Consider the following 20,355-nt stretch of genomic DNA (forward strand, 5'->3'; position numbering starts at 1 on the left):
CTGATATGAGACCGGGTCCTGTCGTACGCGGCGTCGCGTCCGTGCCCGGCCGGGCCCGCGTCCACAGGGTCGACGGCGGGCGGGTGGAGGTGCGGTGCGAGAGCGGCACGCGTCCCGGGCAACCCGGCGAGCCCGCGAGTTCGAGGCGTTCGTCGCGGGCGCGGCCGGGCGGCTGCTGCACGCCGCCACGCTGCTCACCGCCGAGTCCCCGGACGACAATCCGCGCGCCCGGCGCCTGCTGACCCTGGCGCTGGCCCATACGTACGCGTCCTGGGACCGGCTGCGCGGTGAGGATCCCTACGACCGGGCCCGCCAGCACCTGGCGACCCGCTTCGCCCGCGGCGCGTGGCACCAGCACGGCGGTCTCGGCCGCGCCCGCCCGCACCCGGGGAGCCCTCTGGCTCCGCTCACCCCGCAGGAGCGGCTGATCCTGGTGCTCAGGCTCTGCGAAGGCGTCGGCGAGGAGCAGACGGCGGCCCTGCTCGGCCTGTCGGCGGAACGGGTCCGGGCCATCTGCCACCGGGCGGCGACGACCCTGCTGCACCGCTCCCGGAACCCGGCAACGGCCGTGTCGGCCACGAAGGCGACGCCATCATGAGCGCCACCGGCGCACGCCCCGCCGCCCGGGCCGCTCCCCCCGGAGGCGGAGACACCAACCGCCCGGACAGCGAAGCGAGGCGCGTCACCGGCGAAAGCCCCGCCGACGTACGCCCCGCCGCACGGGGCTCCCCACCCCGGAGCGGCTTCGCCGGCCGCCCGGCCGGCGAAGCGAGCCCCTCCAGCGGAGAGAACCCCACCGGCGGGAGGCGGACATGAGGGGGAACGATCGTGAGGCCGCCGTGCGGCGGCTCATGGAGCAGGCGCCGCCGCCCGTGCCGCCCGAGATCCACTCGGAGGCCGTGCGCCGGGGCGAACGCATGCTGCGGCGCAGGGCGCTCGCCCGCCGCGTGCTGTGGCTGCTGGCCTTCGCGGCGGTCGTGGCGTTCACGGTGTGGGCGCTGACGGCCCGCCCGTGGGTGGAGCCGCCCTCGGACACGACCCCACCCCTCACCGGCTGGTGACCCCGCGCGACGCTCCGGTGCCTAGCCGAGCGCCTGCTGCAGGTCCTCCAGCAGGTCGTCGGCGTTCTCGATGCCGACGGACAGCCGCACCAGGTCGGCGGGGACCTCGAGGGCCGAGCCGGCCGCGGACGCGTGCGTCATGCGGCCCGGGTGCTCGATCAGCGACTCGACGCCGCCCAGTGACTCGCCCAGCGTGAACACCTTGGCGCGGTTGCAGACCTCGACGGCCGCCTCCTCGCCGCCCTGGACACGGAACGAGACCATGCCGCCGAACGCCTTCATCTGCTTGGCGGCGACCTCGTGGCCGGGGTGCTCGGGCAGACCCGGGTACAGCACGCTGGTCACGCGCGCGTGCCGGGTGAGCATGTCGGCGACCCTGGCCGCGTTCTCGCTGTGCCGGTCCATCCGCACGGAGAGGGTCTTGGTGCCGCGCAGCACCAGCCAGGAGTCGAAGGGCCCGGCGACGGCGCCCATCGCGTTCTGGTGGAAGGCCAGTTCCTCGCCCAGGTCGGCGTCGGCGGTGATCAGCGCGCCGCCGACGACGTCGGAGTGGCCGCCCATGTACTTCGTCAGCGAGTGCACGACGACGTCCGCGCCGAGCGAGAGCGGCTGCTGGAGGTAGGGCGTCGCGAAGGTGTTGTCGACGACGAGGCGGGCGCCGGCGTCCCGGGCGACCTGGGCGACGGCGGCGATGTCGGTGATGCCGAGGAGCGGGTTGGAGGGGGTCTCCACCCACACGGCCTTGGTCTTCGGGGTGATGGCGGCCCGTACGGCGGCCGGGTCGCCGGTGTCGGCGACCGACCACTCCACGCCCCAGCGGGCGACGACCTTGGCGAAGAGGCGGAACGTGCCGCCGTAGGCGTCGTTGGGGATGACCACGTGGTCGCCGGGGCTGAGCAGCGTACGCAGCAGGCAGTCCTCGGCCGCCAGTCCGGACGCGAACGCGAGACCGCGGCGGCCGCCCTCCAGGGCGGCGAGGTTCTCCTCCAGCGCGGTCCTGGTCGGGTTGGCGCTGCGGCTGTACTCGTAGCCGCCGCGCAGGCCGCCGACGCCGTCCTGCTTGTAGGTGGAGACCTGGTAGATCGGCGGGACGACCGCGCCCGTCAGGGGGTCGGCGGTGTTGCCCGCGTGGATCGCGAGCGTCTCGAAGTGCTGACTGATGTGCCTGTCGCTCATGGGCACCGAGGGTAATGCGCCGACGCGGCGAGTGCCGGGCAAGCGGCGATGCGGGCCCGGTCCGTAGCTGCGGAGTGCGGCGGGTTTTCCACAGCTTCGGGACCACGTTGGCCAATTGTCGGCGCGGTCTGGTTCGCTTGTCGCATGGAGATTCTCTGGGTCCTGATGGCACTGGTCATGCTGGGCTTCGTGCTGCTTCCCTTCCTGCGGCGCCGTCGCGGTGCGGTCGGCCTGGTCTCGCCCGACCACCCGGACGCCGCGGACCCGGCGAACTACGGCTTCGTCCGCGAGGAGCAGCTCGACATCCGCATGCCCGGGCCCGACCAGGACCTGCTGGACGTCCTGGACGTGGTGCAGCGCACGCAGGACTACCGCGCCGCCCAGCAGCTCCTCGCGGGCACCGAGACCGAGGGCGAGCAGCGCTGGCAGCGCGTCCAGGCCTTCGCGGGCGCGGCCTCACTGGAGCTGCAGCAGCGGCCCGGCGGGTTGGGCGAGTCGCCCGGCGGGCAGTGGCTGCGGGTGTGGCGGGCCGAGGCGCCGAAGGACGCGGGCGGCGCGGCGGTGCACGCCGAGTTCCTGGTGCAGCAGGCGTGGCGGACGGCGTCGCCCGGCACGGATGAGTTCCGGATCATCATGGAGGAGGCGAAGGCGGCGTGCGGCGACGCGGCGCTGCTGGCCCCCGGCGACCCGATCCCGTACATCGTCGAACTGTCCGTGGCCCGCGGGCTGGGCTACTCGCAGAAGGACTTCGAGCAGCTGTGGCTGAAGATCCTGGACCGTGCTCCCGCCCACATGGGGGCGCATCTGGCCGCCCTGCACTACTGGTGCGAGAAGTGGCACGGCTCGCGCGAGCTGGCGTACTCGTTCGCGGAGGCCGCGGCGGCCCGGGCCCCCAAGGGCTCCCTGCTGGCGGCGATGCCGCTCTTCGCGGTGTTCGAGCACCTGCCCGAGGTGACCCTGGTCAGCAGCTTCTGGCAGACGGAGGTCGTCACGAAGGCGGTGCACGGCGCGCTGCACGCGGTGCACTCGGCCCGCCCGGACGACCCGATGCTGGCGCACGTGCGGCACATGCTGGTCTTCTTCCTGGTCCGCGGCGAGCGCTGGTCGGAGGCCATGAACCAGCTGGTGCACATAGACGGGCACGTCGGTGCCCTGCCGTGGACGCTGTCGGCCGACCCGGCGGGGGAGTTCGCGGTGTACCGGGCGCTGGCGGTGGCGGGCTACGAGGCGAACGGCGGCAGCCCCGCGAGCCTGCCCCACTGAGGCACGGGCCCCGGGCCTGAGGCCTGCGGCGAGACGCGGCCCCGGTCGGCGTCCCCACCGGTCGCCACCCGTCGCGGGGGGGGGGCGTCGCCCCGCGCGCCCACGGCCCCGAACGAAGACCGCTGAGCCGCTGAGCCGAGCCGCTTAGCCGCTGACCGCCACTGGACACCTCTGCACACCGCTGGAGACCGCATGTTCCCGCACAGCCGTACGCCCCAGCTGCCGAGCCCCGAGCAGGCGCTGCGAGGCCGCCGGGAGCCGGCGTTCACCGTCCCCGACCGGCACACCGTCCTCGGCAACCCGCTGCTCGGCCCCTACCCCGGGGGCCTGGAGATCGCCGATTTCGGCCTGGGCTGTTTCTGGGGCGCCGAGCGCAGGTTCTGGCAGCTCCCGGCGGGCGTGTGGACCACTCTGGCCGGCTACCAGGGCGGCTACACGGAGAACCCCACGTACGAGGAGGTCTGCTCGGGCCTGACCGGCCACACCGAGGTCGTCCGCGTGGTCTTCGACCCGAAGCTGATCTCGTACGAGCGCCTGCTGAACACGTTCTGGGAGTCCCACGACCCCACACAGGGCTTCCGCCAGGGCAACGACGTGGGCACGCAGTACCGCTCGGCGATCTACACCCACACGCCGGAGCAGGCAGCCACGGCCAAGGCCTCCCGCGAGGCCTACCAGAGGGTCCTCACGTCCTCCGGCCACGGCCGGATATCCACGGAGATCGTCCCGGCGGAAGGCCGCCCCTTCTACCCGGCGGAGGGCCACCACCAGCAATACCTGGACAAGAACCCGGCCGGCTACTGCGGCATCGGCGGGACGGGCGTCTCCTGCCCGATCGGCGTGGCCACGGCCGATGGTGAGCACCCGGCCCCCGACCCGGTCCTCGGCACGGGCTGGATCTTCGAGGAGAATCTGCGGCCCTTCTGCGAGTCGGTCGCGGAGTTCTCGGGCTACCGCTTCGACGACTCCGACTGGCTGGCCATCGAGAACGCCCTCCCGCGCACGGACGTGGAAAGGCCTGGCGGCTGGTACGACTACCCGCTGTCGGGCCGAGTGCCGCTGACGCTGCTGGTCGCGGACGACCCCGGGTCCTCGGTCGTCTTCGTCGGGCTCACCGGGGAGTGCGACGACGACACGAGAGCGCGGATGGAAGCGGCGTGGCACATCTTCAGCATGTACCGCGCCATGTGACGGGCGGGTATGCGGTCCCGCCCCGTTCGTCACGGGGCTCCGGTGGCGGAACAATGGGACTCCCGCGCCGTGTGAGGTGGTGGCGATGCCCGCTTGGCACCTGCGTGACTATCACGAGGACGATCTCGACCAGGCCATCGAGATCTGGGACCAGAACCGCCGGGCCGACGAGAACCGGGTGTTCGCGATCTCCGAGGTCATGGCGGCGGCCAAGGCCGGACAGACGGCGGTCGTCGCGGTGGTCGGCGAGGAACTGGTCGGTGTGGCTGTCGCTCAGGCACAGGGCAAGCGGGCGTGGATCCTCCTGGTGGCGCTCGCCTCACGCTGGCGCGAACGAGGGATCGGGAGTGCTCTCCTCGCCGATCTGGAACGGCGGCTGCGGGCCATCGGCGTGAGTCACATCAGTGCGCTGCTGCCCGCCGGTGCCGCGGGGACGAAGGCCCTGGAGAACTCCGGCTACCGGTTCCGCGACGATCTCACCTACTACGAGAAGGCCGAACCCCCAGGAGCCGCCAGCACGGAGGTGCTCACGGCCCTGGGCGGCCGCATGCTTCCCGACGGTCTGTGGGACGCCATGGCGGGCATGGAGGGGGAGAAACAGGTCGTCGAGCGCCGTGTCGTGCTCCCGTTGACCGAGCCGGCGCTGGCGGACCACTACGGTGTCGCCCCGCCCAAGGCGATCATCCTGTTCGGCCCGCCGGGTACCGGGAAGACCAGTTTCGCCAAGGCGGTCGCCTCGCGGCTCGGCTGGCCTTTCGTGGAGCTCTTCCCGTCCCGGCTCGCCGCCGACACGAGCGAGGGGCTGGCCGTGGCCCTGCGGGAGACCTTCGCGGACCTGGCCGAACTGGACTCGGTGCTGCTCTTCATCGACGAGGTCGAGGAGATCGCCGGCGCGCGCTCCGGGAAGGCCGTCGATCCCGGGCACGGAGTGACCAACGAGCTGCTCAAGCTCATCCCCGTGTTCCGCGAGCACGACGCGCGCCTGCTGGCCTGTGCCACCAACTCGATACGCTCGCTCGACGCGGCGTTCCTGCGGCCGGGCCGCTTCGACCACGTCATCCCCATCGGCCCTCCGGACGCCTCCGCGCGCGCGGCGATCTGGGCCCGCTACCTCACGGCCTCCGCCGAGTCGGTGGACGTCGACCGGCTCGCCCGGGCCAGCGACCTGTTCACACCGGCCGACATCGCTTTCGCGGCCCGCAAGGGGGCGCAGGCGGCGTTCGAGCGCGAAGTCACGCTCCGCCGGGGGCAACCGGCGACGACCGAGGACTACATGACCGCCATCGCCGACACCCGGCCGACACTCACCGCACAGGCCATCGAGGAGTTCGGGGAGGACATCGACACCTACAGCCGGCTCTGAGGTGCCCGTGCCCGCGGTCAGCCCTCGGTGCGGGCGGGCAGCCGCCAGCCCGGGCGCGGGAAGTGGCAGGTGTAGCCGTCCGGGTAGCGCTGCAGGTAATCCTGATGCTCGGGCTCGGCCTCCCAGAAGGGGCCGACCGGTTCCACCTCGGTGACGACCTTGCCCGGCCACAGACCGGAGGCGTCCACATCCGCGATCGTGTCCTCGGCGATCCGCTTCTGCTCGTCGTCCACGTAGTAGATCGCCGAGCGGTAGCTGAGGCCGATGTCGTTGCCCTGGCGGTTCTTCGTGGTCGGGTCGTGGATCTGGAAGAAGAACTCCAGGATCGCGCGGAAGTCGGTCTTCGCCGGGTCGAAGAGGACCTCGATGGCTTCCGCGTGCGTGCCGTGGTTGCGGTACGTCGCGTTCGGCACGTCGCCCCCGGTGTATCCCACCCGGGTCGCCGTCACGCCCGGCAGCCGGCGGATCAGTTCCTCCATGCCCCAGAAGCATCCGCCCGCCAGTACGGCCCTCTGCGTCTGCTCAGCCATGTGCGGCCCTCCATATCCGTCAGCCGGCTCACTGGTGTCCACCCTCCTCAACGCACGGGGGCCCCGGGCGATTCCTCACCTTGGCAATAGGGTGCTTCCCGTGACTGCCCCCTTGAGTTCCACGAAAGCCCGCGACGCGCTCCGGATATCGGCCCGCGTCTCGGCGGAGTTGTTGCTGGTGTTGGTGATGCTCGCGGTGGCTCTGTGGCTGCTGGGGCGAATGTGGTCGATCGTGTGGCCGCTCGTGGTCGGGCTGCTGTTGACCACGCTGACCTGGCCCGTGGCACGGTTCCTGCGCCGGCGGGGGTGGCCGCCGGCTGTCGCGGCCTCGGTCGTGACCGTGCTGTTCCTGCTGGTGGCCGTAGGGGTCGTGGCGTTGATCGCCGTGCCCGTGGCGTCGCAGTCCGGTGAGCTGACCGACGGGGTCGTCGAGGGGATCCAGAGACTGCGCGAGTGGGCCGCGGGGCCGCCGTTGAACATCGGGGACGCGCAGATCAACAAGGCCTTCGACTCCGCGGTCGCCCGTGCGCAGGAGGGTCTCGGCAGCATGGTCGGCGCGGTCGTCACGGGGGTGAGCACCGTGGTGAACGGCGTGGTCACCGCCGTTCTGGCGCTGTTCCTGATGTTCTTCTTCCTCAAGGACGGACCGAGGTTCCTGCCGTGGCTGTCCCGCCAGCTGCCCGGCCGGCTGGCCACCGACGTGCCCACGGTGTTCGAGCGCGGGTGGACCACCCTGGGCGCGTTCGTGCGTTCCCAGGCGGCCGTCGGGCTGATCGACGCCGTCCTGATCGGGCTGGGCCTGTGGATCCTCGGTGTGCCCCTGGTGCTGCCGCTGGCGGTGCTGACCTTCGTCTCCGCGTTCGTGCCGATCATCGGCGCCCTGTTCGCCGGGTTCGTGGCGGTCCTCATCGCCCTCGTCTCCAACGGCCTGACGGACGCGCTGCTCGTGCTGGCCATCATCGTGGTGGTGCAACAGCTCGAGGGGAACGTCTTCCAGCCCATGATCCAGAGCCGCGGGCTCGGCCTGCACGCGGCCGTGGTGCTGCTGGCGGTGACGTTGGGCGGCAGTCTGGCCGGCATCGTCGGCAGTCTGCTCGCCGTCCCCGTCGCCGCGCTGATCGCCGTGGTCTGGAACTACATCCGGGAGCAGCTCGGCGACGATCCGGCCGCAGGGCCGGGGAACGAGCCGTCCGAGGCGGCCGCGCCCGAAGCCTCCTAGGGGGCGTCCCGCACGCCGCAGGGCGCGCGAACGGCCGCGCCCGGGTCGCGGGGCCCCTCCACGCTTGCGAGTCTGCATGCGGAAGGAGTGCCGCCCCATGATTCCTGTCACCGCGTCGCCCGTGCGTCTCGAGGCGTCCGTCGACGCCCGGCTGTCCCGATGGATGTGGCTGGTGAAGTGGCTGCTCGCCATCCCGCACTACATCGTGCTGTTCTTCCTGTGGATCGCGTTCTGCGTCGTGACCGTCGTCGCGTTCTTCGCCATCCTGTTCACCGCCCGGTACCCCCGGCCCCTGTTCGACTTCGGCGTCGGCGTGCTGCGGTGGAACTGGAGGGTCGGCTACTACGCCCACACCGCGCTCGGCACCGACCGGTATCCGCCGTTCACCCTCGCCGACGTGCCCGACTATCCGGCGCGCTTCGACGTCGCGTACCCCGAGCGGCTGTCGCGCGGGCTGGTGCTGGTGAAGTGGTGGCTGCTGGCGATCCCCCAGTACATCGTCGTCGGGTTCTTCGTGAGCGGCGGCTGGGGCTGGGGCAGCGACGACGAGGGCGGCGGGTGGGGCGGTGGGCTGATCTCGTTCCTGTCCCTGGTCGCGGTGGTCGTGCTGCTGTTCACGGCCCGCTACCCGCGGCACCTGTTCGACTTCCTGCTCGGCCTCGTCCGCTGGTGCGCGCGGGTGGTCGCCTACGCCGCCCTGATGACCGACCAGTACCCGCCTTTCCGGCTCGACCTGGGCGGGCGGGAGCCTCAGGGCCAAGCCCCCTGGACCAAGGAACCCGGCCGAGGGGCCCCATAAGGCCCTTCAACCGGGCGGGCGAAGATCAGCCACCGCTGCCGTACGGTCGTGTGATGATCTCCAGGCGGTGGCCGTCGGGGTCGTCGAAGTACGTGCCGCGGCCGCCGTCGTGGTGGTTGATCTCGCCGGGCCGGCTGTGGAACGGGTCCGCCCAGTACGTCAGTCCGGCCTGCTGGATCCGGGCGAAGATCTGGTCGAACTCGTCCTCCGAGACGAGGAAGGCGTAGTGCTGCGGTGTGATGGCGCCGGGGCTGTCCATGTAGTCGAGCGTCACGCCGTTGGGGATCTCGACCGGGAGGAACGGACCGTAGGGCGGGCTCACCTCGAGTCCCAGGATGTCGGCGAGGAACCGGGCCGAGGCGCGCTTGTCGTGCGCCACGACGATGGTGTGGTTCAGCTGCACGGTCATGACGGCCTCCCCTCCGAAACCACGATACTCCGGCACGAACCAGGGCAAGCCTGCCCTGAATCCATGCCGGAGCAATCGGAGTGGAACGTCAGATCGTCGCCGTGTCGATCACGAAGCGGTAGCGCACGTCGCTGGCGACCACGCGGTCGTACGCCTCGTTGATCTGGTCACTGCGGATCAGCTCGATCTCGGAACCGATGCCGTGCTCGGCGCAGAAGTCCAGCATCTCCTGGGTCTGAGCGATGCCTCCGATCATGGAACCGGCGAGCGTCTTGCCCCCGGCGATCACCGAGAACAGGTTGAGGGAGACCGGCTCCTCGGGGGCGCCGACGTTCGCCAGCGTGCCCTCGGTCTTCAGCAGCGACAGGTAGGCGTTGAAGTCCAGCGGGGCCGACACCGTGGACACGATCAGGTCGAAGGTGCCCGCGAGCTCCTCGAAGGTCTTCGGGTCGCTGGTGGCGTAGTAGTGGTCGGCACCCAGCCGCAGGCCGTCCTCCTGCTTGCGCAGGGACTGCGACAGCACGGTCACCTCCGCGCCGAGGGCGTGCGCGATCTTGACGCCCATGTGGCCCAGGCCGCCCAGGCCGACGATGGCGACCTTCTTCCCGGGACCGGCCCCGAAGCGCTTGAGCGGGGAGTAGAGGGTGATGCCGGCGCACAGCAGCGGGGCGGCGACGTCGAGGGAGAGGCCCTCGGGGATGCGGACGACGAAGTTCTCGTCGACGACGACCTTCTGCGAGTAGCCGCCGTAGGTGGGCTCGCCGTCCTTGCCTATGCCGTTGTACGTGGGGACGTTGCCCTTGACGCAGTACTGCTCACGTCCGGCCTTGCAGTTCTCGCACTCGCGGCAGGAGTCGACCATGCAGCCGACGCCCACGGTGTCACCGACGGCGAACCTGGTGACGCCCGGACCGACCTCCGAGACGACGCCGGCGATCTCGTGGCCGGGGACCATCGGGAAGATTCCCTCGCCCCAGCCCTCCTGGACCTGGTGGATGTCGGAGTGGCAGATACCGGCGAACTTGATGTCGATCAGGACATCGAACTCGCCGACCTCGCGGCGCTCGATGGTGGTGCGCTCCAGCGGAGCCTTCGGTGCGGGTGCGGCGTACGCGGCGACAGTGGTCATGCCGGTGTCTCCTTGCAGGTTCCGTGCCCGGTTGCCTTCGGGATGTATCTGGCCGGGCACGATCACCAGCGTGCCCGGGCTGCGAGCGGTTACCCAGACCACGGTTTTGCGTACGCACAGCGTGCGTACCACTGGCGGGGTCAGGCTCGGGTGCGTACGACCGTGAATACTGAAGGCATGGACGAACACCCCGAATCCGCGCGGACGGCCGGTGGCGGCCTGGACCGGCGTGCCGAGCTCAGCGAGTTCCTGCGCACCCGGCGTGCCCGGCTGAAGCCGCAGGACGTGGGGCTGCCCGACTTCGGGCGGCGGCGGGTGCCGGGGCTGCGCCGCGAGGAGCTGGCCCAGCTGGCCGGGGTGTCCGTGGCGTACTACACCCGCCTGGAGCAGGGCAACGGCCGCAACGTCTCGGCGGAGGTGCTGGACGCGATCGCGCGCGCCCTGCGGCTGAGCGACGCCGAGCACGCGCACCTGACGCATCTGGCGAAGCCGAAGCAGCACAAGAAGAAACCGCCGGCGCGCGGCCAGCAGGTGCGGCCGGCGCTCAGGCACCTGCTGGACTCGATCGACAGCGTCCCGGCGTACATCGTGGGCCGTCGCTCGGACGTCCTGGCCTGGAACCGGATGGCCGCCGCCCTCTTCGGCGACTGGGCGGAACTGCCGCCGGCGGAGCGCAACTGGGCGCGGCTGGTGTTCCTGCGGCCCGAGTACCGCGACCTGTTCGTCGAGTGGGACCAGAAGGCCAAGGACATGGTCGGCTATCTGCGCATGGACGCGGGCTGCCACCCGGACGACCCGGGGCTGTCGGCCCTGGTCGGCGAACTGTCGGTGAAGAGCGAGGAGTTCCGCCGCCTCTGGGCCGCCCACGACGTCAAGGAGAAGAGCTATGGCGTCAAGCGCATGCGGCACCCGCTGGTCGGCGACCTGACCCTGTCCTTCGAGACGTTCCGCCTCGTCGACGACGCCGAGCAGTCCCTGATCACGTACCACGCGGAACCGGGCACCCCGTCGGCGGAGGCGCTGCGGCTGCTGGCGAGCTGGGGTGCGGACGCGACCCGGGCGGGAGCGCAGAGTCCGACGCGGTGAACACGCAGTGCCCGCCGGAAAGCACGGCTTCCGGCGGGCACCTCGGCAACGGGTCCTACGGCTTGCTTGTCACTTGCCGTAGTACGCGTTGTAGATCGAGATCGTCGACTTGTTGCCCTGCTTGTCGGCGATCTTGGCGTGGAAGGAGATGGCCTTCCCCTTCTCCGGGTTCTTGACGGTGACCTTGCCGTTGCTGACCGTCAGCTTCTTCCAGGTCTTGCCGTAGTCGTACGACACGTACACCGAAAGCGACTTCAGGTTGCTGCCCTTGGCCGCGCCCTCGACGGTGACCGGGACGGTGGCCGTCCGGCCGGCCGGGACCTTGCTGTCCAGACCCGTGGCCGCGTTGAAGCGGGCCGTGGAGGCGGGCAGCTGCTTGAAGCCGGTGGTCTTCTTCGAGCGGAACGTCCAGCTGGCGTCGATGCGGGTGGAGGCCGCCGCGACCTTGACGCTGCGCTTGACCGACGTCGTCAGCTTGTACTCGGCGTCACCGGCCGGGACCTTGAACGGCTCCTCGCCGAACAGCGGGTCGTCGTTGCTGCCGATCTTGGTGCCGTTGCGGTACAGCGTCGTGCCGGCGGAGGTGAACTGCGAGTAGCCCACGTTGCCCTTGCCGTCGGCGAACAGCGGCAGGGAACCGCTGATCTCGTTGCCCTCACGGAAGATGCCGAAGTCGGCGTCGAGCCGCGGTCCGAAGACAGCCGTGTTGACGGTCTTGGAGTAGCTCTTGCCGGCCGTGTACTTCTGCTCGCCCAGCGAGTAGGCGGCCTCGTCTATCGGGAAGCCGTCGGCGTCGACGCCGCCGTACTGGGCGAACTCGAGCTGCCACTTGACGCCGCCCTGGGCGGACAGGTGCAGGGTCCGGGTGCCGGGCAGCGTCTGCTGGATGCCCATCGAGGAGGCGCTGGTGCTCCACGGCATCCAGCCGATCGCCTCGATCGAACCCTTCTTGCCGCTCGCCGCGGCACCGAGACCGGCCTTCACCGTGGCCAGTTCACTCGCCTTGTAGTGCTTGGTGAAGCCGGTGGCGAGCTGCTTGACCGGGCCACCGGCGACGGTGTTGTACTCCTCGTCGGCGCCCTTGCTCCAGTGGCTGTCCCACTGCTGGGTCACCGAGCCGTCGGTGATCTGCGGGCCGACGTGGGCGGTGCGGAAGTTCTCGTAGGAGTTCAGCAACCAGCCGTAGCCCCAGCTGTAGTCACCGGCCGTCACCGTGTAGTCGGCCGAGGCGAACTCCGGCTTGGCGCCCGCGGCGGGGACGGTGATGTCCACCGGCTTGGCCTTGCGGGCGTCCAGCGTGACCGTCGTGTTCCTGGTGACGTTCAGCTTGGGCTGCGCGAGCCAGTCCGCGCCCTCGAACTTCTCCGGGTCGTCGCCGGCGTAGATGTTCGTGTTGAGGATGTACGTGCCCTTGGGGGCCCGGACGGTGGCGGTGCCGTCCTCGTCGTACGGCATGAGTCCCTTGCCCTTGCCCAGGCCCGCGATGCCGTTCAGGTCGGCGCTGTAGTTCTTCGCCGGCTTGCCGTCACGGCCGAGGAACTTCAGCGTGACGTCGTAGGACTCGACCTCGCGCTGCACCGCGGCGGCCGTGCGGACGGTCTGGCCGCCGCCCGTCGCCGTCACGTACGAGGAGTACGCGCCATCGAGCGTGCCGCCCAGCCTGGTGTTGACGGTGAAGGGGACGGAGGCCTTGCCGCCCGCCGGGACCGTCACCGAGGTGGCGCCGAGCTTGAAGAAGCCGGCCGGGGCGGCCTGGCCCTTCGGGTTGGTGGCGGTCGACGTCAGCTTCAGCGTGACGTCCTTCGTACCGAGGTTGCGGTACGTCAGCTGCTTGCTGACCGGCTTGTCGTCGGTGTGCGGCCACTGCTGCACGCCGAAGCTCACCGAGACCGGTTCGGCGATCACGGACTGCTTGATGGCCTTGTCGACCTGGATGCGGCCCGAACCCTGCTCGAACGGCGTGTAGTCGCCGCCCTTGGTGGAGCCGGTGAGGGCGCCCTTCAGTTCGGCGTACTTCCACTGAGGGTGCTGCTGCTTGAGGATCGCCGCCGCGCCCGCCACGTGCGGGGTCGCCATCGACGTACCGGAGATCGTCATGTAGCCGGCCGGCTTCTCGCCGACCTCGGAGGCGATCTGGTTGCCCGGGGCGGAGGCCGCGGTGATGTTCACGCCGGGCGCGGTCACGTCCGGCTTGAGGGCACCGTCCAGGCCGGGGCCGCGGCTGGAGAAGTCGGCGAGCCTGTCCTTGTCGTCGACCGCGCCGACGGTCAGGGCCGCGGCGGCGCTGCCCGGGGAGCCGATGGTCTGCTCGCCGAAGTCGCCCTCGTTGCCGGCCGCGATGGCGAACAGGACGCCCTTCTCCTCGGAGAGCTTGTTCACCGCCGCTTCCAGCGGGTCGATCGCGGGCGTGTCGCCGCCGCCCAGGCTCATGTTGACGACGTCGGCGCCCTGCGCGGCGGCCCACTCGATGCCGGCGAGCACCTCGGAGTCACTGCCGAAGCCGCCGTCGTCGAGCACCTTGCCGTTGAGGATCTTCGCGCCGGGCGCGACACCCTTGTACTTGCCGCCGGACTTCGCGCCGGTGCCGGCCGCGATGGAGGCGACGTGCGTGCCGTGTCCGACCTTGTCGGAGGTGTCGGGCGAGGTCGTGAAGTTCTTGGCGTCGATCACCTGGCCCTTGAGGTCCGGGTGGGTGGCGTCGACACCGGTGTCCAGAACGGCGATCTTGACGCCCTTGCCGTCGTAACCGGCCGACCACGCCTTGGGGACGCCGATCTGCGGGACGGACTTGTCGAGGCTGGCCTTGCGGACGCCGTCCAGCCAGACGCGCGCGATGCCGGAGGCCGTCCGGTCGCCGTCGGTGACCGCGTCCCACAGTTCGGGCGCGTCCTCCCGCGGCGTCTGCACCGCGTCCGCGTTGAGGGACTTCAGAGTGTGCTTGAGGGTGCCGGCGTCCCGGACGTCGGCCTTGGCGGCCGAGGCGGCGCCCTGGTACCCGACGATGACCTTCAGGCCCTTCCTCTGGGCCTTGCGGGTCGCTGACTTGTTGAGCTCGGTGACGTCGAAGAGCCGCTGGTCGAGCTTGCCGGTGGCGACCAGGCGGGCCGCGTCGGCCGGGATCACGAGGGTATGGCCGTCGGCCTTGCGGACCTGGACGGGTATGTCCTCACGGCCCTTGGCCCGCTCCAGGCCGACGACCCGGCCCTTGGCGTCCAGCACGACCCGGTCGCCGGTGATCAGCGTGATGCGGTGCTTGGCGGTGACGGACGCCTGCCTGGCGGTGGCGGCCGGCTGTTCGCCGTTCGCCGACGCCGGGCTGGTCATACCCGCCGCCAGGGCTACGGCTGCCGCTGTGGCGACCGTGGCCGCGCACGCCCTTTTCACTTGTCTGCGCAAGTTTCCCCCTTGCAGAAGAACCGGGCGAATTCCCCGTTCACCCGGCCGGGGGTGGTTTCGTACGCGTGACCGTACGCCCCCCGGAAGACGCAGTATGCCGAGAGGTGATCAGGTGCTCAATAGACGGAGAGAAGGTGGGAAATCCGTCGGCCGACTGTTACACGGCTGCCGGAACTCCGTTACAGGATCGGGCCGTTGCGCGTCCGCGTTCGCCTTGACTTCGCTCCGCGAAACAGAAAACCGCCGCCCGGCCCTTTTCGCGGGGCGGGCGGCGGCTTGCCGCGTGCTGCTGCCGAACCGTCAGGCGGCCGAACCGGCCTTCCACTGGGCCCAGTCCATGTTCCAGCCATTGAGTCCGTTGTCCGGTGCGACGGTCTTGTCTCCGGTGTTCTGGACGACCACCACGTCACCGATCATCGAGTTGTTGAAGAACCACGCGCCCGGCGTGTTCGGGTCGTCGGCGCCCTTCGCGTCCTGGAGGCCGACGCAGCCGTGGCTCGTGTTCACGCTGCCGAAGATGGACTTCGCGCCCCAGTAGTTGCCGTGGATGAAGGTGCCGGAGGTGGACAGGCGCATGGCGTGCGGCACGTCCTTGATGTCGTACTCGCCCTTGCCGTCGTCGTCGGTGAAGCCGACCGTGGCGCCGTTCATCCGGGTCTCCTTGAACTTCTCGGAGATCACCATCTGGCCCTCGTACGTCTTGTTCTCGGGCGCGCCGGCGGAGATCGGGATCGTCCGGACGACCTTGCCGTCCTGCGTGATCTTCATCTGCTTGGTCTTCGCGTCGACGTACGAGACCTGGTTGCGGCCGATCTTGAAGGTGACCGTCTTCTGCTGGACGCCGTAGACGCCCTTCGCGCCCTCGACACCGTCGAGCGCGAGCTTCAGCGTGACGGTGGAGCCTTCCTTCCAGTACTCCTCCGGGCGGCAGTCCATGCGGTTGGCGTTGAACCAGTGGCAGGCGACCTCCTGGCCGCTGGTCGTGCTGACCGTGACGCCCTTCTGGACGGCGGCCTTGTTGGTGATCGCCTTGTCGAAGTTGATCGAGACCGGCATGCCGACGCCCACGGTGCTGCCGTCGTCGGGAGTGAAGTTGCCGATGAAGCTGTTGGCCGGGGAGACCGTGGAGAACGAGGCGTTCTCGTGGGCGACACGGCCGTCGGAGTCCTTCGCCTCCGCCGCCAGCTTGTAGGTGGTGGACCGCTCCAGCTGCACGCTGGGCTTCCAGCTCTTCTTGTCGGCGGATATCTGGCCGCTGACCTCGGTGCCGTCGCTCGTGGTCATCTTCACGCTCGTGAGCGTTCCCTTGCTCACGGTGACGGCGGCCGAATTGTTGATGGAGGCGTTGTCCGAGCCGTCCTCGGGCGTGATCTTGATCTGGGCCTCGGAGGTCTTCTCGGCCGCGGCCTCGTCGACCTTGGACTGGGAGCTGTCGCCGCCGCCGGACGCCTTGTCGTCACCGCCGGAACACGCCGAGAGCACCAGAACTCCGCCGAGCAGTGCGGACGCGACCGTCAGGCCCTTGCGCCGCTTACTGACCGTCATCACACGCTTCTCCATCGTCGCCGATTTCCCCAAGACCCCGAGTGTCCCCGTCACAGTCCAAGTGCCCCCGTCGGAACCCGTGAGTCCCCGTCGAGAACCTTCAACGCTACGACTGGTTCGCCCGGTTCCCCATGTCGCGCAGGTGTGGGGATCAACACGTCCGCGATCTGTGGTGCACCGGGTGCTTGTGCGGTCGGTGTTGCCAGGGGGGACGCGAAACCCCCGGCGACGGTTGCCGCCGGGGGTCTTCGACGTCCCGGACGGCCTCAGCCGCCGTTGGCGCCCTCGTCCTCGTCCTCGTCCTCGTCCTCGTCCTCGTCCTCGTCCTCGTCCTCGACATCATCCTCGTCGAGGTCCCAGTCCGGCGAGTCGGGGTCGTAGTCGACCCGCTCGCTGCTCCAGGAGGCCTGCTGGAGCTCCACCCCCGGTACCTGGCCGACCAGGTCGAACGGATCAACAAGATAGGCGAGGGCCTCCGCGGCGTCCTCCGCCACAGCGCTCTCGACCTGGGCCCTTTCCGCCGCCGGCATCTCCGCGTCGCCGGAGGCCCGGCGCAGCGCGGACTTGGTGACCGCGTCCGCGTCCTCCACCTCGAGTACCAGCTCCACCCGAACCCGTACAAACCGTGATGTCTCTGGAGTGCTCATCCCGGGAGAGTAAGGCAAAACCTCCTGTGACTTTCCCGTGACCCGCGATTTTCACTAACATCGCCCCACACGGCCAATTCGCCAGCGCCACAAGGGGATCGATATTCCGTGTCATCCGCTCGCCGTCCGCTGCTGACCGCCACCGCCGCGGCGACTCTGCTCGGCGCCCTGTGGTTCGTCCCGTCCGCCAACGCGACGTCGGACTCCCCGGTCAGAGACGTGGTCTCGACGAACCCGTCTCCGCAGGTCACCGAGCAGGCGCGGATCGCGGCCACGACCGCGGACGCCTCCGTCACCGGCACCCGTCTCGCCGACACGGGCAGCTTCGACAGCACGCCGTACGTGATCGGCGGCACGTGCTGCCTCACGCTGGGCGCGGGCTTCGTCGTGTATTCGGTCCGCCGGGAGCGACTCGGTCTCTGACGTCCCGGTCCGGGGTTCCCGCCGACCGGCGGGAACCCCGGCTGCCGCCCTCCCCACGGGAGTCCTACCGGAGCGGCCCGGTGACCGTCTCCACGGCCGCGAGCAGCCGCCCGTCGCGTACGAACGCGTCCGCGGCGTCCAGGTCGGGTGCCAGGAACCGGTCCGGGCCGGGCCCCTGAACTCCCGCCTCCCGTACGGCGTCGATGACCGCTCGCGTCGCGGGCGCCGGCGTCAGCACCTCGCGCAGCTCGATCGCGCGCGTGGCCGCGTACAGCTCGACGGCGAGGACGCGGGTGAGGTTGTCGACGGCCGTGCGCAGCTTGCGCGCCGCCGACCAGCCCATCGAGACGTGGTCCTCCTGCATGGCGGAGGACGGGATCGAGTCGGCGGACGCCGGTACCGCGAGCCGCTTCAGCTCGCTCACCAGCGCGGCCTGCGTGTACTGAGCGATCATCAGACCCGAGTCCACACCGGCGTCGTCGGCGAGGAACGGCGGCAGGCCGTGGCTGCGGTTCTTGTCGAGCAGCCGGTCGGTGCGGCGCTCCGCGATGGAAGCGAGGTCGGCGGCGGCGATGGCGAGGAAGTCCAGGACGTAGGCGACCGGCGCCCCGTGGAAGTTGCCGTTGGACTCCACACGCCCGTCGGGCAGCACGACGGGGTTGTCCACCGCGGAGGCCAGCTCACGGTCGGCGACCAGCCGGGCGTGGGCCATGGTGTCGCGCCCGGCCCCGGCGACCTGCGGGGCGCAGCGCACCGAGTAGGCGTCCTGGACGCGCGGCGCGTCGTCCTGGTGATGCCCGGTCAGACCCGAACCCTTCAGCACGGCCGTCATGTTGGCGGCGCTGGCGGCCTGCCCCGGGTGCGGCCGGATGGCGTGCAGTTCTGGGGCGAGGACCTTGTCGGTGCCGAGCAGGGCCTCCAGGGACAGGGCGGCCGTGACGTCCGCGGACCGGTAGAGCCTCTCCAGGTCGGCCAGGGCCATGACCAGCATGCCGAGCATGCCGTCGGTGCCGTTGAGCAGGGCCAGGCCCTCCTTCTCGCGCAGTTCGACCGGCTGGATGCCGTGCGCGGCGAGCAGTTCGGCGGCGGGGCGTACGGCGCCGTCCGGGCCCTCGGCGTCCCCCTCCCCCATGAGCGCGAGCGCGCAGTGCGACAGCGGCGCGAGGTCGCCCGAGCAGCCGAGGGAGCCGTACTCGTGCACGACCGGGGTGATCCCGGCGTTGAGGAGGTCGGCCATGGCCTGCGCGACCTCGGGCCGTACGCCGGTGTGGCCGGAGCAGACGGTCTTCAGCCGCAGGAACATCAGGGAGCGGACGACCTCACGCTCCACCCGCGGCCCCATGCCGGCGGCGTGCGAGCGGACGATGTTGCGCTGCAGCTGTGCGCGCAGTTCCGGGCTGATGTGCCGGGTCGCCAGGGCGCCGAAGCCGGTGCTCACGCCGTACACGGGGTCCGGCTTGGCCGCCAGCGCGTCCACGATCTCGCGGGCCGCGGCGAGGGCCGCCACCGCCTCCCCGGAGAGCTGAACGCGGGCGCCGCCGCGCGCCACGGCGAGCACGTCGGACGCGGTCACGCCGGACGTCCCCACCACCACAGTGTGCATATCCATATTCAGGAGCGTACGCAGTGAATTCGACGATGTCACCACTGGAGACCGCCTGCACCCCTTACCGATACGTCACACCCCTCGGGCCGTGTCAGGGCGCGTGCCGCCCGCGGAACCGCCGGCGCTCGCCGTCGGCCTCCCGGGACGGCTCGTCCGCGAGCCGCACGACCGGGTCGTCGGGCCCGGCCCGGCCGGCGACGACCGGCCGAGAGGCCCGCTCGGCTTTCGCCCGGTACTGCGCCGCGTCGGCGAGCCGGAACAACCGGCGGGCGGAACGCACGGGCCCGATCGGGTCCTCGGTGGACGCGACGCCGCACGCCACGCCGTCCCCGAGCTCCAACTCCGCCGCCCGGCGGCACAGTTCCTCCGCCGCCTTCACGACCTGGTCGGCGCTCGGCCCGACCGCGAGCAGACAGAACTCGTCCCCGCCCAGCCGTGCCGCCAAGGCCCCGGGCAGCATGGCCCCGCACAGCGACAGGACCGAACCGAAGCGCTCCAGGAGCCGGTCGCCGGCGGCGTGCCCGTGCGTGTCGTTGACCCGCTTGAGCCCGTTCAGATCACACACCACGAGGCTGACGACGACCCCGTCCCGGCGGTGCCGCTCGATCGCCCGCTCCAGGCGTACGTCGACGGCACGCCGGTTGGCGAGCCCCGTCAGCGCGTCCGTGTACGCCAGCCGCCGGGCCTCCTCCAGCCGCTCGGTCTGGGCGATGCCGGCGGCCACCACGGCCGCCAGGACGGTGGCGAAGTCGGCGTCGGCCCGCTCGAAGACCGGCTCGCCGACCGGCCGGGCCACATACAGCTCGCCCCAGGCCCGGCCGTGCAGCACGATGGGCGCGACCACGCAGCAGCCGCGGCGACGGCGGCGCAGCGCGGCGACGCGCTGGTGGCAGTACCCGGGACGACGCCCCGCGGCCGGTCCCTCGGCCGTCTCCACCCACGCGCCGGGCTCCCCACCGCCCGCCCACTGCTCGTGCAGGAACTCGGTGATCTCGACGAACTGGTGCACCGGGTAGGCCTCGTCCTCGGGAAACTCCTCCTCCCCCTCGGCCAGCTCGCCCACGTTCACGAGGACCTTCAGCCGCCCGAGCTCCCGCTCCCACACCGACAGCGCGGCGAAACTCCCGCCCAGCGCCCGGCAGGCCCCGACGGCCGCCGCACGCCACGCCTCACGCGACCCGTGCGCGGCCGCCATCCCCTGAGCCAACGCGACGACGGCCACCAGCCGTCTGTCCTCACCCATCACTCCAGGCTAGGGAGTTTCCAGCCAGTCTGACCTGTTTACGACGCGAACGGGGACGCGTAACTGCGGGCGGTCGCGCCGCCAAGGGCGGCACGCGCGGGCGCACCGGCACTCCGCCACCGCAGCGGCACCCCGACTGCTTAGCCGCGGGCAGTCGTGCCGCTGGGGCGATGGGGGTCCCCCCTGCTCGAGCGAAGCCGAGAGCTTGGGGGAGGGTGGGCGCAGCGGCCCCCCGCGACGCCGGACTGCGCAACGCCCCGGCCCTCGCA

General features: G+C 70.9%; 17 protein-coding genes and 1 pseudogene. 9 read left to right on the plus strand and 9 right to left on the minus strand.

Annotation, left to right across the window (positions count from 1 at the left end):
* Nucleotides 1–94 precede the first annotated feature (94 nt).
* Nucleotides 95–598, plus strand: a complete 504-nt coding sequence (locus tag IE212_RS01015) for a sigma factor-like helix-turn-helix DNA-binding protein (protein ID WP_190195732.1) — start codon at nucleotides 95–97, stop codon at nucleotides 596–598.
* Nucleotides 599–812: 214 nt separating this feature from the next.
* Nucleotides 813–1,061 carry a hypothetical protein gene (locus IE212_RS01020; RefSeq protein ID WP_190195733.1) on the plus strand — a complete coding sequence of 83 codons (249 nt, stop codon included), beginning with the start codon at nucleotides 813–815 and terminating at the stop codon, nucleotides 1,059–1,061.
* A 21-nt stretch (nucleotides 1,062–1,082) separates the two neighbouring features.
* On the opposite strand, the gene IE212_RS01025 is transcribed toward IE212_RS01020, so the two are convergent.
* Nucleotides 1,083–2,237, minus strand: coding sequence for a cystathionine gamma-synthase (locus tag IE212_RS01025; RefSeq protein WP_190195734.1), 1,155 nt, complete (start codon nucleotides 2,235–2,237; stop codon nucleotides 1,083–1,085).
* A gap of 144 nt (nucleotides 2,238–2,381) precedes the next feature.
* Here IE212_RS01025 and IE212_RS01030 point away from each other — a divergent pair, with 144 nt between their 5' ends.
* The 3 genes and pseudogenes from IE212_RS01030 to IE212_RS01040 all read left to right on the plus strand — a co-directional run bounded on the left by IE212_RS01030 (nucleotide 2,382) and on the right by IE212_RS01040 (nucleotide 6,054).
* Nucleotides 2,382–3,500, plus strand: a complete 1,119-nt coding sequence (locus tag IE212_RS01030; protein ID WP_190195735.1) for a hypothetical protein — start codon at nucleotides 2,382–2,384, stop codon at nucleotides 3,498–3,500.
* A 192-nt stretch (nucleotides 3,501–3,692) separates the two neighbouring features.
* A pseudogene (gene msrA, locus IE212_RS01035) lies at nucleotides 3,693–4,358 on the plus strand (peptide-methionine (S)-S-oxide reductase MsrA); the annotation flags it as partial.
* A 418-nt stretch (nucleotides 4,359–4,776) separates the two neighbouring features.
* Nucleotides 4,777–6,054, plus strand: coding sequence for an ATP-binding protein (locus IE212_RS01040; RefSeq protein WP_190195736.1), 1,278 nt, complete (start codon nucleotides 4,777–4,779; stop codon nucleotides 6,052–6,054).
* Nucleotides 6,055–6,071: 17 nt separating this feature from the next.
* Here IE212_RS01040 and msrA (IE212_RS01045) read toward each other — a convergent pair whose 3' ends face one another.
* On the minus strand, nucleotides 6,072–6,584 hold the full coding sequence (gene msrA, locus IE212_RS01045) for a peptide-methionine (S)-S-oxide reductase MsrA (RefSeq protein WP_190195737.1): 513 nt from the start codon (nucleotides 6,582–6,584) through the stop codon (nucleotides 6,072–6,074).
* Nucleotides 6,585–6,696: 112 nt separating this feature from the next.
* Here msrA (IE212_RS01045) and IE212_RS01050 point away from each other — a divergent pair, with 112 nt between their 5' ends.
* Nucleotides 6,697–7,803: an AI-2E family transporter gene (locus IE212_RS01050; RefSeq protein WP_373301306.1), complete on the plus strand. Its 1,107-nt coding sequence runs from the start codon at nucleotides 6,697–6,699 to the stop codon at nucleotides 7,801–7,803.
* A gap of 97 nt (nucleotides 7,804–7,900) precedes the next feature.
* Nucleotides 7,901–8,602 (plus strand): DUF4389 domain-containing protein, encoded by a 702-nt coding sequence (locus tag IE212_RS01055; RefSeq protein ID WP_190195739.1) that lies wholly within the window; start codon nucleotides 7,901–7,903, stop codon nucleotides 8,600–8,602.
* A 25-nt stretch (nucleotides 8,603–8,627) separates the two neighbouring features.
* Here IE212_RS01055 and IE212_RS01060 read toward each other — a convergent pair whose 3' ends face one another.
* A complete protein-coding gene (locus IE212_RS01060) occupies nucleotides 8,628–9,011 on the minus strand; it encodes a VOC family protein (protein ID WP_190195740.1) in 384 nt (127 codons plus the stop codon).
* 88 nt (nucleotides 9,012–9,099) lie between these two features.
* Nucleotides 9,100–10,140: an NAD(P)-dependent alcohol dehydrogenase gene (locus IE212_RS01065; RefSeq protein WP_190195741.1), complete on the minus strand. Its 1,041-nt coding sequence runs from the start codon at nucleotides 10,138–10,140 to the stop codon at nucleotides 9,100–9,102.
* Between the two features lie 177 nt (nucleotides 10,141–10,317).
* On the opposite strand from IE212_RS01065, the gene IE212_RS01070 reads away from it, so the two are divergent.
* Complete coding sequence (locus IE212_RS01070) at nucleotides 10,318–11,226, plus strand: helix-turn-helix domain-containing protein (RefSeq protein WP_190195742.1); 909 nt, start codon at nucleotides 10,318–10,320, stop codon at nucleotides 11,224–11,226.
* Nucleotides 11,227–11,295: 69 nt separating this feature from the next.
* On the opposite strand, the gene IE212_RS01075 is transcribed toward IE212_RS01070, so the two are convergent.
* The 3 genes from IE212_RS01075 to IE212_RS01085 all read right to left on the minus strand — a co-directional run bounded on the left by IE212_RS01075 (nucleotide 11,296) and on the right by IE212_RS01085 (nucleotide 16,775).
* Nucleotides 11,296–14,610: a S8 family peptidase gene (locus IE212_RS01075; RefSeq protein WP_190196145.1), complete on the minus strand. Its 3,315-nt coding sequence runs from the start codon at nucleotides 14,608–14,610 to the stop codon at nucleotides 11,296–11,298.
* A gap of 312 nt (nucleotides 14,611–14,922) precedes the next feature.
* Nucleotides 14,923–16,167, minus strand: a complete 1,245-nt coding sequence (locus IE212_RS01080; protein ID WP_190195743.1) for a L,D-transpeptidase — start codon at nucleotides 16,165–16,167, stop codon at nucleotides 14,923–14,925.
* A gap of 266 nt (nucleotides 16,168–16,433) precedes the next feature.
* Nucleotides 16,434–16,775 carry a hypothetical protein gene (locus tag IE212_RS01085; RefSeq protein ID WP_229863972.1) on the minus strand — a complete coding sequence of 114 codons (342 nt, stop codon included), beginning with the start codon at nucleotides 16,773–16,775 and terminating at the stop codon, nucleotides 16,434–16,436.
* Nucleotides 16,776–16,922: 147 nt separating this feature from the next.
* On the opposite strand from IE212_RS01085, the gene IE212_RS01090 reads away from it, so the two are divergent.
* A complete protein-coding gene (locus IE212_RS01090; protein ID WP_190195745.1) occupies nucleotides 16,923–17,237 on the plus strand; it encodes a hypothetical protein in 315 nt (104 codons plus the stop codon).
* A 64-nt stretch (nucleotides 17,238–17,301) separates the two neighbouring features.
* On the opposite strand, the gene hutH is transcribed toward IE212_RS01090, so the two are convergent.
* Nucleotides 17,302–18,840, minus strand: a complete 1,539-nt coding sequence (hutH, locus tag IE212_RS01095) for a histidine ammonia-lyase (RefSeq protein WP_190196146.1) — start codon at nucleotides 18,838–18,840, stop codon at nucleotides 17,302–17,304.
* 94 nt (nucleotides 18,841–18,934) lie between these two features.
* Nucleotides 18,935–20,086 (minus strand): GGDEF domain-containing protein, encoded by a 1,152-nt coding sequence (locus IE212_RS01100; RefSeq protein ID WP_190195746.1) that lies wholly within the window; start codon nucleotides 20,084–20,086, stop codon nucleotides 18,935–18,937.
* Between the last annotated feature and the right edge of the window lie 269 nt (nucleotides 20,087–20,355).

The organism is Streptomyces djakartensis (genome assembly GCF_014651075.1).
GTDB classification, from domain to species: domain Bacteria; phylum Actinomycetota; class Actinomycetes; order Streptomycetales; family Streptomycetaceae; genus Streptomyces; species Streptomyces djakartensis.

Excerpts from the sequence above, each read along its gene's own strand:
- IE212_RS01080 (WP_190195743.1), bottom strand. The coding sequence starts at position 16,167 with ATGACGGTCAGTAAGCGGCGCAAGGGCCTGACGGTCGCGTCCGCACTG.
- IE212_RS01100 (WP_190195746.1), bottom strand. The coding sequence starts at position 20,086 with ATGGGTGAGGACAGACGGCTGGTGGCCGTCGTCGCGTTGGCTCAGGGG.
- IE212_RS01020 (WP_190195733.1), top strand. The coding sequence starts at position 813 with ATGAGGGGGAACGATCGTGAGGCCGCCGTGCGGCGGCTCATGGAGCAG.
- IE212_RS01025 (WP_190195734.1), bottom strand. The coding sequence starts at position 2,237 with ATGAGCGACAGGCACATCAGTCAGCACTTCGAGACGCTCGCGATCCAC.
- IE212_RS01065 (WP_190195741.1), bottom strand. The coding sequence starts at position 10,140 with ATGACCACTGTCGCCGCGTACGCCGCACCCGCACCGAAGGCTCCGCTG.
- IE212_RS01070 (WP_190195742.1), top strand. The coding sequence starts at position 10,318 with ATGGACGAACACCCCGAATCCGCGCGGACGGCCGGTGGCGGCCTGGAC.
- IE212_RS01030 (WP_190195735.1), top strand. The coding sequence starts at position 2,382 with ATGGAGATTCTCTGGGTCCTGATGGCACTGGTCATGCTGGGCTTCGTG.
- IE212_RS01055 (WP_190195739.1), top strand. The coding sequence starts at position 7,901 with ATGATTCCTGTCACCGCGTCGCCCGTGCGTCTCGAGGCGTCCGTCGAC.
- hutH (WP_190196146.1), bottom strand. The coding sequence starts at position 18,840 with ATGCACACTGTGGTGGTGGGGACGTCCGGCGTGACCGCGTCCGACGTG.
- IE212_RS01060 (WP_190195740.1), bottom strand. The coding sequence starts at position 9,011 with ATGACCGTGCAGCTGAACCACACCATCGTCGTGGCGCACGACAAGCGC.
- IE212_RS01040 (WP_190195736.1), top strand. The coding sequence starts at position 4,777 with ATGCCCGCTTGGCACCTGCGTGACTATCACGAGGACGATCTCGACCAG.
- msrA (WP_190195737.1), bottom strand. The coding sequence starts at position 6,584 with ATGGCTGAGCAGACGCAGAGGGCCGTACTGGCGGGCGGATGCTTCTGG.